This is a genomic window from Prosthecobacter sp. (assembly GCF_044222345.1).
Taxonomy (GTDB): domain Bacteria; phylum Verrucomicrobiota; class Verrucomicrobiia; order Verrucomicrobiales; family Verrucomicrobiaceae; genus Prosthecobacter.
This window is the reverse complement of record NZ_JBGANL010000001.1, coordinates 192,172-205,413: the sequence shown is the minus strand read 5'-3', so window position 1 is coordinate 205,413 and position 13,242 is coordinate 192,172. Positions and strand designations below refer to the sequence as shown.

Here is a 13,242-nt window from a genome sequence, read left to right as displayed (position 1 = left end):
TTTTCATCCCATCGAGCGAACTACTTCGATCCAAATGCGATGAGCTCTTTCCCTGCCCCATCCCACACTCGCAGGATGCTGTCTTCACCGCCGCCGATGATGGCGCTGCCATTGGGCGCGCTGACGGCCGCCTGCATGTAATCCGGCAGATTTGCCATGGCACGCACTTCCGTGCCATCATCAGTGACGATGCGAATGCGGTTGTCCCCGGCAGAGGTGACGATTTGATTCGTAGCCCCGATGAACTGCAGCGAAGTGACCTCCTTGGTCCAGCCTTCGATCTTTCTCTTCCGCTCGCCGATGATCATGTTCCATGTCACCACGGTTCCCTCCGCACCTGCCGTGGCAAGTACGCGGCCATCACTGCGGAATGCGACGCCCATGACGTGATGGGTGTGGCCTTCAAAAAGATTCAACTGCTTGCCTGTGGCGATGTCGGTGACACGCGCGATTTTGTCAGCCCCACCGGAGGCGAGGCGTTTGCCATCCGGCGAGTAATCAAGGCAGAGCACCGTATCAGCGTGCTTTTCCTTCCACGTCTGCGTGGCCTTGCCTGTGGCGACATCGAAGAAAATGATATCGCCGCTGCGTGACAGCTCACCACCGCCCGTGGCGAGTGTCTTGCCATCAGGACTGAACCGCACGGCGTTGACACGATCGGCAAAGAGGCCCTTCTGATCAATCTTGCGCTCCAAGGACCAGCGCTGCGAGCTGCCCGCAGACTGCGTGACGGATTTGGTGGCCACAAAGGAGCCATCGGGAGCAGCGGTGATGCTCGTGATGGCGGCGGCACTGCCGGTGCTTTCTTCAATCGGCGCGCCGGTCGCGGCACCCCACACGCGCAGGCTGCCATCGTCGAACATCGAAGCCACGCGCAGCGCATCGGCGGAGAAGGAAACGGCGATGGGTTTCGCGGTGGTCTTGGTCAGCGCGAGCTTGGCCGCAGCCAGATCGGCCGTGGCCTTGTCCTGCAAAGTTTTCGAGGCAGCAATAGCAGCGTTCGCGGCTGCAACAGCCTTGGCATTGACGGCTTTCGAATCGGTGATGCGCTTCAAATCATCCTCGGCGTCCTTCACATTGCTCTGCGTTGCAGAGACGGCGGCGAGCGCGGAAACTTCCGTCATTTTCGCGGTGATGAGTTTTTCCTGCGCGGCCTTGAATTCTTTGTCCAGGGCTGCATCGGGTTTGCCTCCTGGTGCCGCTTTGATTTTGGCAGCGACTTCATCCACGGCCTTTTGCGCCGTTGTTTTGGCCTCGGTGGTCGGCGGCACGGCCTTCTGTTTCTCAGGCAGCACCTTGTTCATCGCCACGATGGCCTCCTTGGCTTTGCCCAGCAGGACATCAAGTGCCTTGTCCTGCGCTTCGATGCGGGTGATTTCACTCTTTTGAAATGCCTGCTCCAAGGTCTGAGCCGCGACAACCCAGTCCAGCTCCGCCATCTTCTTTGCCGCCGCCACGCTGCCACGGAGTTCAATGACCGGTTTCGCCGTCGCTGCATCCCACACACGCACCGAACCATCGTCACAACCCGTGACGACCTGTTTGCCATCAGCAGACATCGCACTGCTCAGAACTGCGACTTTTCCGGTGGTGGCGATCTTTTTGATCAACTCGGGGCTCGCAGGTGCCGAGGCCGCTTTTGCAGCAGCTGCCACGGGTTTGACTTCCGCCATTTTCCAAATTTTCACTTCACGAAAACTGCCGCTCGCGAGGCGCGTGCCGTCCGGACTGAATGAAAGCGACTGCACCAGCGCGCGATGTGCCGCGCCGTTCTTTTCCGCAGGGTCGCTGATCTGCGCAACGAACTGACGCGTGGCCATGTCATAAACATAGATGTGGTTCGAACGACCGCAGGCGACGTACCGCCCGTCCTTCGTCATCGCCACGCTGTAAATCGGATCAATGCTGGCGGAGAAGGCCTGCAGCACCACGGCACGTTCCACCATCACCGAACCCTTCGCCCCCTGGTCAATCCACGCCTTCAAAGTGGCGATCTGCTCAGGGATGAGGTTCACCGCGCCGGACTTGTTGTTCGGCGGCGGCATCTCCATGTCCTTCGTGTGCAGCGAAGCCGTGACGATCAGGCTCTCAGCGCCTTTCCCTGGAATGATCGCAGGGCCGCTTTCGCCGCCTTTGATCATCAGTTCCGGCGTCTCCATGTTCAGATCGGCCTTCGTGGTCGTCTTGTTGTGACACGAGATGCAGTTCGCTTTCAAGAACGGATAAACGTCCCGATAGTAGTCGAGTTCCGCAGCGGCGCTGTTCAAGACAGGCATGAGAGCAAGGGCGATGACAGAGGGCAGTTTCATGCGGGGTAAATTTTTCAAACGGCGGAAGGAGGAAGCACTTCGATCACAGCGTGCGCGCCAGTGGCATTGGCACCCACGACCATCTGCGGCACGCCCTGCCAGACATCGAGCGTCTGCTGGTGCGTGTGCCCGGCGAACACGCCGAGAAGGTTGGAGGCGGCAAAGACCTCGCGATGGAAATCGAGCGTGACTTGGGAATGCCCTTCGGCGCGCCACTGCGGGCGGCGTTCAATGAGGTGGTTTTTATCCTGCGCGGCCCCCCATTGCGGATGGCCGCAGCCAAAACCCACCGGCCTGCCGGGGACATAGAGCGGAATGTGAACAAAGAGAACCAGAGGCACACCCGAGGCAGCCTGCTGGCGGAAGAAGGCAAGCTGCTCCGGCTGGATCTCGTAGGTGGAATTGTCGATCAGCACGACATTCACACCGCCCACCTGTTTGGCGGACATCATTGGATCACCGCCCTGATAGAGAGGGCTCAGGCGCTTCTTGCACCAGATGCGGCGGAGATCGGTGGAGGTGCCAGGCTGGCCCTCATAGTGCCAGTCATGATTGCCGGCGGTGTAGAGCCACGGGATTCCGCTTTTTTCCAGTCGGGAGAGCACCCACTCGATGGCGGCCTCGGAGGGGAAGCTGAAGATGTCACCGGCCAGCACCAGCAACTCCACCTTGGAATTCTGTGCGGCTTGCAGGGTCTGCTCGAAGCACTGTTCCGGGTCAGTGGTTTCTTTGCTGCGGAAATGCTTGGTATGGTTGTAGGCTTTGGCCATGCGGGCGCTGAACTCGCGGTACGGCGCACCGCGCTCATCGTCACGGGAAAGATGCGTGTCCGCGAGCATCAGCAGCTTCACCGGCTTCTCCACACCTGAAGTGTGCAGCCCTACGTGGATGTCATCCACAGAGAAGCTGCCGCGTAGCGCGGGCTTTGTCGCTTCAGCCGCAAGCAGTGCCGAGGCAGGGGCGACAGCGCCTGCGGCCAGCAGTCCTTGAAGCAGACGCCGACGCGGCACCGATGTGGAAAAAAGGCTCATGCGAGGGCTTACTTGGTGGCGGTCACAGCGGGCGCTGGAGTCGCGGCCTTCACCGAAACGCGGATCGGCTCTGAAATGAGGATTTCCACGGTGTCCGTGGGCGATGCCGCCGTGGTGACTGCTTTCATGCGGCTGGTGGCCGCAGCCATGGCGGCCTCGGCCAGCTTTTGCTTTTCAGCGGCCTTCTTTGCAGCTTCTGCATCCGTGGCGGCGAGCTTTTTGGCTTCGGCGGCCACAGCGGCGGCGAGTTGCTCGGCCTTTTTCTGCTCAGCTTCGGCCAGCGGCACGGCGGCAGGATTGTAGCGGTATTTGCAGATGCCCAGGCTCTGGAAGGCAAAGGTGTAATCTCCCGGCGCGATCTTCAAGGCGGCAAGATCAAGCACAGCCTCGAACGTGGCCGCTTTGAGAGGGATGTCGAATTCCTTGATGGCACTGAAGCCTTCGCCGTAGGCCTTCACCTTGATCGAGGTGCCGTTGAACTCGTTGCGCCAGGTGAGCTTGAGCGGGATTTTCAGCGTCTCGCCCACCTTCGCTTCGAAGACCTTGTTTTCAGCCGTGGCAATCGTCAGCGGCGCCTGCTCGGAGTCGCTCACAGAAACTGGAACGTCGGCCATGAGTCGCGGCGCAGGGATCTCCCCTTTTGCATCTTTCACCGGCCATTCCATGCTCGCCACACGCACCGGGCGCGTCACGACGGCACCGTTGACCGTGGCTTTGCCGACAATTTTCGCGAGCGAGAAGCCGTGTTTCGCATCGCTTGATGCAGTAAGAATCAGATGACCATAGGGCTTGCCCTTGGCAATTTTCAACCCGGCTGCGCTTACACCCGGCGGCAGATTTTCCATGCCGATCTCAATCTCGCCATCAAACCCATCACGACGCTGCACCGCGACTTCAAAGGCACGCGACTCACCCGCACGCAGAGCCATCGGCTTGGAGAGCGCAGCGCGGTCGCCGTTGCGCAGTGTCATATGCACGGCCCAGGCTGCGAGCGAGAAATCCGGCGTGGCCTGACGGACGATGAGGCGATAGACATTGTTCGCATCGCTGCGCGTGCCGCCGAAAAGATCGCGCACCTGCAGGCGGTAGGTTCCGTCTTCCTTGACCACAAACTTGCCATTCACATCGGGTGATCCGGCATCGTATGGCGGGCCGTCATAGGAATAGCCGTTGCTGGTCACCTTCATGGGTGGAGCGATGTCATAGAGCTCGGCCACATCGGTCAAGGTCTCTTTGCCACCGATTGCTTTCACCTGCTGCACGAGTACAAAGGGGTCTGTGTTCAACCCAAGGCGCTCGGAAGCCACTTCGACCCACCATGTTTCGCCTTTCTTGGCGGTGAACTCAAAGGTGTCGACATCCGCCGCCGGGAAAAAGGAACCGGCGATGTCACAGGGCAGCGTGATCTTCTGCGCTTCGGCTGGCTTGTTGTTCGGCTCCGTTTCATGGGCCTTCGCGGTCGCGGCGAGGCCAGCCGGCGGCCAGGACATCGCGCTGACCGTCTGCGTTTGCGGCTGGCGCGGTGCAGGTCCGGTTCCCGGTGCTTCCTGCAGGGCGAGGCGGTAGAACAGGCGCTCGCCACCTTGATAGGTCAGGTCACTCACCTTGATCAGGTAAGTGCCATCTGCGGGTGGTGTGAAGTCGATCACGCCTCCCGTGCGGTTCACTTTCAAATCACCGCCCTTGGCATCCGCCAAGATCAGCACCGGCGTCAGTCGGGAATCGATGCCCGTCGCGGCGCAGTCCACTGCCACGCGCTTCCCTTTCACGCCCTGGAATGCATAAAAATCCACCGACCGCTTCGTCATCGTCGCATTGCAGATGCTGCCCAAGGGCAGCACCATGGCCGTCTCCACCGAGTTGTTAGCCTTGGTGCGGATCACCTCCGGCAGTTTGTTCACCGAAAATGCACGCGCCGAAGACACGCCGAGCCGAGACATCACACGCGCATCATAAACCCCTACCGGGACGTCAGGCGCGATGGTCACAGTAAACTTCTTCTCTGCACCAGCGACCGGCTTCGCCGTGATTTTCGGTGTCGAGAACATCAGCTCGCTGATGTTCTCCGTGTTCTCGCCGGTGATCGTGACCTCAACCGTCGTGCCCGCCTGTCCGCCCATGGGCATGACTGTGAGCAGACGTGGCAACGGCAGAGTGACCTGCTGGGCGAGGGCCGAAGCAGCCATCCATGTGAAGACGGCAAGTGTGAGTGTGGATTTCGCGAGCATAGATTAGTGATTGTACAAAAATTCCTTCGTGTTCAGCAGCGCCCAGAGCAGGTCTTCGTAGCCGTTGCGTTTTGCCCGTTGGGAATCGAGCGGTTTGCCAGCAGCATCAGTGCGGGGCTTGACGACATAATTTTCACTGATTCGCACTTCATCGGCGGTGGGTTCGCGGGAGAAAGCGGCGAGGTAGAGTTCGCGGATGCGCTTGGGCTCGGGCATCTCGGCCTTGCTCAAGGATTCAGCACGTCCGCCACTGGCGGTGAGCTTGGCCTTCACGTCGGCGGCGTTCATGAGGTGCAGGCTTTGCGCAAGGCTGGCGGACTGCACGCGCTCGCACTCGCAAACACTGGCGCCTTCGGGACGACCGAACACCTTGAGGAAAGGCGCGGCGCGGTTGTAGCTGTTGTCCGGCAGAGAAATGGCACGTGTGCCTGCCGGCAGATCGGCAAAATCGGTCTTGGAGCCGGTGACCATGTCGATGCTGTCGAGCATGACCTCGGCAGTCATGCGTTTCGGGTAATAATGCGAGTAGGCCTGACGATCGACGGCATTGTACTGGTTTGGCGTGGAGCTGAGCTGATAGGCGTGGCTTTGCGTGATCGTGCGCACGAGTGCTTTCAGATCATAGCCGCTGTCAGTGAAGCTCTTGGCCAGCGCATCGAAGAGGTCGGGATTGGTCGGCGGATTGGTGTCGCGCAGATCATCCTCAGGCTCGACGAGACCGCGTTTGAAGAAATGCTTCCAGTAGCGGTTCACGAGAGACTTGGCGAAGAAGGGATTGTCCTTCTTGCTCATCCAATCAACCAGCGCGAGGCGTGGATCATCATCGGGGGCAATGTCGAGCTCCGGCTCGCCGAGCCCTGCAGGCTTCAGCATCACGCGGGTTTTACGGTGTTCAGTCTGGGCGAGGCCGCGCTTGTGGAAAATGAGATCTTCACCGGCGATGGCGGTCGGTTTGCGACCGATCTGGCTGAAGAACGCGGCGAGGTGATAGTACTCGGCCTGCGTCCAGCGCTCAAAGGGATGATGATGGCATTGCGCGCACTGCATGCGCACGCCGAGGAAAAGCTGCGCAACGTCTTCGAGCTGCGTGGTGGGCTCCTTCACGCGCTTGTACCAAGCGACAGGAGGATTGGAAACGATGGTCCCGGTGGAGGCGAGGATCTGACGCACGATCTGGTCGTACTTGGTATTCGCCAGCAAGCTGTCACGCATCCAGGCATGGAAGGCGAAGTTGGAGGTGATGTCAGCAGCATCCGAACGTGTGTTTTTGAGCAAAGACGTCCATTTATTGGCAAAGTAATCCGCGTAGTCGGGGCTGTTCAGGAGGGCATCAATCGCACGGTCGCGCTTGTCCGGCGCCTGACTCTCCAGGAAAGCCTTTGTCTCTTCCGCCGTGGGCAGGCGGCCGCCGATGTCGAGGGAGATGCGGCGCAGAAAGGTCGAATCATCGCAAATGGGTGAAGGGGGCACACCGATCTGCTTCAGATTGGCAAACACATGCTGGTCGATGAAATTCTTCACCGGCGGGAGCGACTCAACGGGCGCACCGAGAGGAATCGAGACGCTGCAAACAGAAACACGGCCGCCGAAGCGCACCATCACGGCCACATTGCCGGGAATATCCAAGGTCTTGACCAGCCCCTGGTCTCCTGCCTCAGCCATGGCGCGGTCATTGGCTTCGAAAAGCGCTAGCTTGGTCACATCACGGCTGCTGCCATCCGAGTACTGCGCCGTCACTTTAAGCTGCTGCGGGGTTTTAACTTTCATCGTCACGCGCGCTGGTTCCACTAGAATGCCGCTCAGCTTGGCCTCATCCTTCTGCGCATAGTTCATGCCTTCCGCGATCCAGCGCACAAGCGTCTTGTAGGCTTCAGAGCCCGGCTCCAGTTTCTTCCCGCCTGTGTGCGGCACGATGGCTGCCCCCTTGGTGATGAGCAGACTTTCCTCCGGTGCTGGCGGAAACACACGCCGCCCCTTCCCCTGCTTCACGATGGCCTCGTAATCTTCTTCAGGCTCAAATCCCAGCACGCTCAGGCGGAAGCCGCGCTGCCCTGTGATCGCTTTGGCATGGCATACGCCTGCATTGCATCCTGCCTTGGTGAGGATGGGCTGAATATCGTTGACGAAGCTTAAGGGGCGTGACGATTCCGCCGCGAAACTCGTTCCGGCGAGCATCGCGATCATCCATGCTTTAAGAGGTGCTTTCATTGTTATCACTTCAAACCTACGGTTTGGGGCACCCCTTTTTCGCATCGAGTAACTTTAGTATTAACTTCAATCACAATGAGACAGCTCGCATTTGCCGCTCTTTTGACCCTTGCAACCCCCACCTTGGTCTTGGGCTGGGGTGAGCCTCATCATGCCATCACACGTGCGGCGCTGGAGGTTTTGCCGGAGTGGCAAAAGGAGGCACTTGGGGGCGAATTTAAGCAACTAGGTGACAACTACTGCATGATTCCGGACCATGTTTTCTCAGACAAGGAAAACGCCAAGTATGCCAAGATGGAGTCAGTGCCGAACGAGGTGTATCTGAAGATCCTGCACCTGCCGACGCAGCAGCCGGAATATTTTGAGGTGATGCGCTACTTCATGGAGCAGGCGGTGGCCTCTTTGCGCAACGGGAAGCTGGGCGATGCAGCGCGTTACATGGGAACGGTCTGCCATCAGATTGAAGATTATGGCAGCCCTTCGCACACGGTGCCCGGGGACAACATGTTTACGCTGCTGCAGCAGTTCCTGCCGCCTTCGGATGCCATGAAAGGCCAGCTCATGCATGGACCGATTGAGAACGGGGACTTCAAGGTGAGCATTGAGGGCTACAAGCCTGCACTGCTTGGCACCACGGTGAATGAAGCTGCATGGAGACTCATGCACCGGGTGCATGATGAGATCCTGAATGCCCGGAGCACGACGGTGCCGATCATTCAAGCGCTGTACCGGGAGGACAAAGAGGGCGTGGTGAAGCACCAGATGCGGGCGGCGACGATGGATGCGCAGGTGGTGGCGGATGCGATTTATACGATCCTTTGCCTCGGGATGCAGAAGTTTGCCGTGGATGAGCAGGAGTTGCTCAAGCGGGTGCAGATTGGCAGCTTCTTTCCGCTGGAGGCGGCCAGTTTGTATTATCCGCAGTCGCAGTTTTTCAGTTCGCCGAACTGGGGGCACGCGCGCAGCGGGGTGATTTTGGCGGGTGGAACCAAGGAGATTCCGCTCAAACTTTGTGTCGGATCCAGCAATGAGGAGTTCAAAAACGGCATCAGCGCGGGCATGGGGAAGCCGCTGACGTTTTTGCTGCCGAAAGATGTTTATTCGCGTTTCACGGTTTTGGCCGGATTGCATCCGGAACTTGGGGCCAAGGGGCGGGTGGAGTTCACGATCAGCGGGGATGGGAAGGTGCTGACGACGGTTATTCTGAATGGGACTGATCCGGCGAAGTTGCTGGAGTGTGATGTCGCAGGGGTGAAGGAGCTTCAGCTTTCGCTGACCTCGCGGGGTCTGGATGCGAAGAGCAATTATGCGATCTGGGCGGAACCGACGCTGGTGAAGAAGTGAGGGGCGCTGGAGGTTGAGGGGCTGAAGAGGCGTGCGGAGGCCTAGGTGCATGCGGAGTGCTGCGGACTGGAAGTCCGCGCTCCGGGGCGCTTTGGTCTGAGGCGCACGATTCGCGATGATGGTACTTAACTGAGCGCCATTCGCGCCACATATTATTTTAGCATTTGATCGAGCCATTGATAGGCGGCCTGGCGTTCGGCGTCGGGAAAGTCGTGGGGGGCGTCGGGGGTGACGAGGGTGAGGTTTTTTTCGGCTTTGAGAAGGGTGTAGATTTCTCCAGCTTTGGTGAAGGCTTTGCGGACGCCGGTGATGTCGAAGTTGCTGTCGTGGAGGGGGGAATTGGAGAAGACAGCGCGGGGGGCGATGGCGGCGAGGACTTCGTAGAAGTCGAAGGGGATTTTGTCGGCGTTGTTTTCATACACGTCGCGGATGCGGGGCATGTAGCGGTCGCTGGTCCAGCCGGCGACTTTGCCGCCGTAGTAGTCGTGGAAGGGGGTGAAGCCGCAGCTGGTGACGACGGCTTTAATGCGATCGTCAAAGACGGCGGTGAAGAGGGAGTTGTGGCCGCCGAGGGAATGGCCGATGACGCCGATCTTGTCTTTGTTTACCTGCGGGAGTGATTGCAGGAGATCGACGGCACGCATGTTGTTCCAGATGGCTTTCATGGAGCCGCTGGGGCGATGCGCGCCCTGGGTTTTGAAGTCGTAGGGGTATTCGCCGAAGGAGGGGTAGTCGGGGACGAGGCAGATGTAGCCGCGTTCGGCGAGTTCGTGGGCGTAGTGGAGGGAGGGCTTGCCGCCGAGGCCGGCGGGTTCGTCTTTGCCGATCTTGGTGGTCTGATGGAGGCAGAGCATGGCGGGTGCTTTGGCAACGTCATTGGGAATGAGGAGCCATGCGGGGACGGTGTCGCCGACTTCGGGGGTGAAGTGGATTTTGCGGCGGAGGTACTTTCCCGTTTTTTCTTCGGAGATGATTTGGATGTTGAGAGGGGTCCAGCGGGAGGTGTCGTGGAGGGAGCCCATGACCTGCTGCATGTTGTTTTTGATGTCGGTGACGCGCTCGGCCCAGTCGGCGGCGGTTTGGACGGGGCGGCCGCGGACGACGAGGAGATCGGAGTGATCGGGGTAAGCGATGGCTTTGGGGGAGTCGATCTGCCGGGGTGACTTGGCGATGAAGTCTTTGGGCATGAGGGACTGCACGGCGGTCATGATGCGGTCTTCGACATCGGGGGCGAACTTGGTGGGGCGATCGTAATAGACCATGGCGCCAGCGCCTTCGTAGCCGCCTTCTTCGAGGACGCGGCGGGAGGGGACGTAGCAGGGGACGTCGTTGGAGTAGCCGTTGACCCAAAGGCGGGTGCGGTCGTATTCGCGTTTGATGCGGAGGGAGTAGTCGACGGTGATTTCGCCGGGGAGGAAGACCATGGCCATGTCATTGCCGAAGCTCCAGCGCTGGACGAGGTAGGGCAGATGGGTGGGGAGTTTTTCGCCGCGATCGAGGCGGGCGAGGTTCTTTTTGGCGTGGTAGGCGATGGCGGGTGTTTTGGAGGCGGCGAGGGTTTCCCACTCTGCGCGGGTGGGGAGGGTGTCGAAGGCGAGTTCGATCTGTTTGGCTGCGCAGGCGAGCGGAGAGGTGAGGGGTTTGAGTTCTGCGGTGGCGATGCGTTTGGCTTCGGCGGCGAGGTCTTCGCCGTATTGTTTGACGAGTTCCATGGTGCGGCGGGGATTGGGGTTTTGATCGGCTCCGCAACCGAGCGCGGTGAGGGCGATGGCGCCGGGGAATTCGCGCTGAAGGGCTTCCTGGGCGACGCCGGCCCAGTCGCCGTGGATTTCATCGATGCCGATGGTGGTGCAGTGGCAGGCGTAGCTGGTGAAGATGGCGCTGACTTTGCCGTCGGTGCCGGTGACGCGGAGGACGGGGAGGTCGTGGTCGATGGGTTTCAGCGGGAACGCGCGGCGGTTGGCGGCGAAGCCGACTTTGCCGACGCCCCAGGCGAGGGTGGAGGGTTTTCTATTTGCAAGTGCGGCGCGGGCGACTTTTTCGAGGTTGTCGGTGAGTTCGCGGGTGTAGCGCTCGATGGCGGGGAGGTGCTCGGCGGGGATGTCCATGCCAAAGAGATTGGGGAGCACTCCGATGAGCATGGGGGCGCAGTGGGTGTGGCTGGAGCAGAGGGCGAAGCGGGCGTCGGTGGCTTTGGTGTCTGCTTGGAGACGGTGCAATACTTCGGTGCGGATGGAGGCGGGGACGCCGACGTTGTCCACGGTGATGAGGATGGCGGGGCCTTCGGCGTCATCGGAGCCGATGGCGAGGGCTTTGGCGAAGATGTGCTGGGAGACGCCGGTGTTGGGGACGCGGCGACCGCCGTAGCCGCTGAGGCGCACGGGGTAGTCCGGGGTGATGTCGATGGAGGCGGCGCCGGCGGGGTGGGTGTTTGTGTCTGCGGCGAGGGATGGGAGGGAGAGGAGCAGCAGGAGGAAGAGGAGGAGGTGCCGTTTCATGTGTGTGTGGAGCACTACGTGAGGGGAGCGAGGGGACTTGCTCGGGTGGGGTAGAGAGGCTGGGAGCAAACGGCGGAAAGAGGGTAAAAAAGTTTCAGATTCAGAGGTTTGAGATCAGGTCGGGACCGCGGCATTTGATTCTGGAGATGAGGGGGGATGGGTCGCTCGATTTTGCCGCAGAGGAGCAGAGAGGCCGAGGTAGCAGAGAATGAATTGATGGGATTCTCACAAAGGGAGGGACTAGCGCCTACCACTCAGAAGAGTTCGATGCAGCGCATGGCTAGGCCGCTGGCAAAAATGTGCTGTAACGACTCCACTCTGCATCTACGGTTTCCTCGAAGTCGATGCGGTAATCAGGATGCGCTGCCTGCAAGCTCGGCAATGCCTGGGCCAATTCCGCGCTCCCGCCGCAGTAAAAGTAATACTCACGAATGCCGCGAGTGTCGATGCGCATCACATACACTGCCCAGCCACGACCAAACTGGTCACACAACTGAACCAAGTCCTGCTCAATAGCGTCGAGGCTCGCTGTCTCGTCTGGATCCCAAAAGCTGCTGCCGGGATCGTGACGGCAATAGACTGCAAACCAAGTGAGACGCGGCAACTCTGGAACCGGCAATGAAGCGCGAAACCGGTCGTCGATGAGCACTCCGGCTGGACGACTCTCTATCTCAGTTATTCGGTGTGACCAAGGCATGGCGTGTGAAGCGGTTTGACGAACCAAGCTCAGCGACTGCGGAGATTGGCGCGCTGGCTGAAAAGGAGAAGGACGGAAGCAGCCAGCATGACAGCCGAAGCGGTTCGCTGCAGCGCATAGTCAATCGCGGTTGTCATTTGCGGGCTTCAGCCAATACTTTTGGGAGTAGGTCATTTGGGACTCAATTTCGGGCGGCACGTCTGGCGGACCATGTAAGCGCCACTGGACAGCTTCCTCAAAGGTCAGTTTCCGAACGCCGCATTGGGGAACTCCGCAGTTGCGTGGATGAGAGCCGTCAACAAGGGAAATGCCGTCAACTGTCCCCAGTTCGGTTCCGGTGCAAAGGCATGGGTGATATGCACAGTCCTCGTAGAACTCACCGGGGCGTATGTCATCAGCGGTTTTGAGCAGTGTGGGCATAGTAGTGAGCGTCAATGACCCAAGCTCAACGACCGACGCCGGATTGCAACAGTGGCGCGATGGCCGGGTTCGGCGTAGCGCATGGTCAGGCCACATGGTGTCCTCTCAATCTCTCAGCCTCACAGAAAAATTTCTGTGCCGCGGGCTCGTCGTCGAGCACGGCGTTGTGGAAGTGGCCGAGTGAGTCCCATGCCTCAACAAACTGCGGGTCAATCTCAGTGGCTCGCTGGTAGCACTCCTGCGCATCGTCGAGACTGTGCGGACAACACTCCGGGCCAAGCTGTATGAGGTCACCGCGAATGCACCAGAGCCGAGGCGACTGCGGGAATACGCGAACTGCCTCGTCGGCAAGTGCGATGGTTTCCAACGACGCATCGCAATCCCGTGGCCATCGCGCTTTCAACTGTGTGATGTAGTCGTTCTCGTTCACGGTGCACGGTGTGGCCTAACAGGAGGATCAGAAAAAAGTCGTTGGGTTTGCCCCAATGTCTTTATCGCCGAGAGTTT

General features: G+C 59.7%; 8 protein-coding genes. 1 reads left to right on the top strand and 7 read right to left on the bottom strand.

The window, feature by feature from the left end:
• Positions 1-20 precede the first annotated feature (20 nt).
• From ACILSL_RS00810 to ACILSL_RS00795, 4 genes are read right to left on the bottom strand one after another with little or no spacing between them, the layout of a single operon-like run.
• Positions 21-2,309: a c-type cytochrome domain-containing protein gene (locus tag ACILSL_RS00810; RefSeq protein ID WP_395730089.1), complete on the bottom strand. Its 2,289-nt coding sequence runs from the start codon at positions 2,307-2,309 to the stop codon at positions 21-23.
• 14 nt (positions 2,310-2,323) lie between these two features.
• Positions 2,324-3,340 carry a metallophosphoesterase family protein gene (locus ACILSL_RS00805; RefSeq protein ID WP_395730088.1) on the bottom strand — a complete coding sequence of 339 codons (1,017 nt, stop codon included), beginning with the start codon at positions 3,338-3,340 and terminating at the stop codon, positions 2,324-2,326.
• Between the two features lie 8 nt (positions 3,341-3,348).
• Complete coding sequence (locus ACILSL_RS00800; protein WP_395730087.1) at positions 3,349-5,568, bottom strand: PPC domain-containing protein; 2,220 nt, start codon at positions 5,566-5,568, stop codon at positions 3,349-3,351.
• Positions 5,569-5,571: 3 nt separating this feature from the next.
• The gene (locus ACILSL_RS00795) at positions 5,572-7,776 is read right to left on the bottom strand and encodes a DUF1549 and DUF1553 domain-containing protein (RefSeq protein ID WP_395730086.1); all 2,205 of its coding nucleotides are present in this window, start codon (positions 7,774-7,776) and stop codon (positions 5,572-5,574) included.
• 243 nt (positions 7,777-8,019) lie between these two features.
• On the opposite strand from ACILSL_RS00795, the gene ACILSL_RS00790 reads away from it, so the two are divergent.
• A complete protein-coding gene (locus ACILSL_RS00790) occupies positions 8,020-9,120 on the top strand; it encodes an NPCBM/NEW2 domain-containing protein (protein ID WP_395730085.1) in 1,101 nt (366 codons plus the stop codon).
• A gap of 152 nt (positions 9,121-9,272) precedes the next feature.
• On the opposite strand, the gene ACILSL_RS00785 is transcribed toward ACILSL_RS00790, so the two are convergent.
• The 3 genes from ACILSL_RS00785 to ACILSL_RS00775 all read right to left on the bottom strand — a co-directional run bounded on the left by ACILSL_RS00785 (position 9,273) and on the right by ACILSL_RS00775 (position 13,165).
• The gene (locus ACILSL_RS00785; protein WP_395730084.1) at positions 9,273-11,618 is read right to left on the bottom strand and encodes a neutral/alkaline non-lysosomal ceramidase N-terminal domain-containing protein; all 2,346 of its coding nucleotides are present in this window, start codon (positions 11,616-11,618) and stop codon (positions 9,273-9,275) included.
• A gap of 280 nt (positions 11,619-11,898) precedes the next feature.
• Positions 11,899-12,315 (bottom strand): DUF695 domain-containing protein, encoded by a 417-nt coding sequence (locus ACILSL_RS00780; RefSeq protein ID WP_395730083.1) that lies wholly within the window; start codon positions 12,313-12,315, stop codon positions 11,899-11,901.
• A gap of 505 nt (positions 12,316-12,820) precedes the next feature.
• A complete protein-coding gene (locus ACILSL_RS00775) occupies positions 12,821-13,165 on the bottom strand; it encodes a tetratricopeptide repeat protein (protein WP_395730082.1) in 345 nt (114 codons plus the stop codon).
• Positions 13,166-13,242 lie beyond the last annotated feature (77 nt).

Excerpts from the sequence above, each read along its gene's own strand:
- ACILSL_RS00795 (WP_395730086.1), bottom strand. The coding sequence starts at position 7,776 with ATGAAAGCACCTCTTAAAGCATGGATGATCGCGATGCTCGCCGGAACG.
- ACILSL_RS00790 (WP_395730085.1), top strand. The coding sequence starts at position 8,020 with ATGATTCCGGACCATGTTTTCTCAGACAAGGAAAACGCCAAGTATGCC.
- ACILSL_RS00810 (WP_395730089.1), bottom strand. The coding sequence starts at position 2,309 with ATGAAACTGCCCTCTGTCATCGCCCTTGCTCTCATGCCTGTCTTGAAC.
- ACILSL_RS00805 (WP_395730088.1), bottom strand. The coding sequence starts at position 3,340 with ATGAGCCTTTTTTCCACATCGGTGCCGCGTCGGCGTCTGCTTCAAGGA.
- ACILSL_RS00785 (WP_395730084.1), bottom strand. The coding sequence starts at position 11,618 with ATGAAACGGCACCTCCTCCTCTTCCTCCTGCTGCTCCTCTCCCTCCCA.
- ACILSL_RS00780 (WP_395730083.1), bottom strand. The coding sequence starts at position 12,315 with ATGCCTTGGTCACACCGAATAACTGAGATAGAGAGTCGTCCAGCCGGA.
- ACILSL_RS00800 (WP_395730087.1), bottom strand. The coding sequence starts at position 5,568 with ATGCTCGCGAAATCCACACTCACACTTGCCGTCTTCACATGGATGGCT.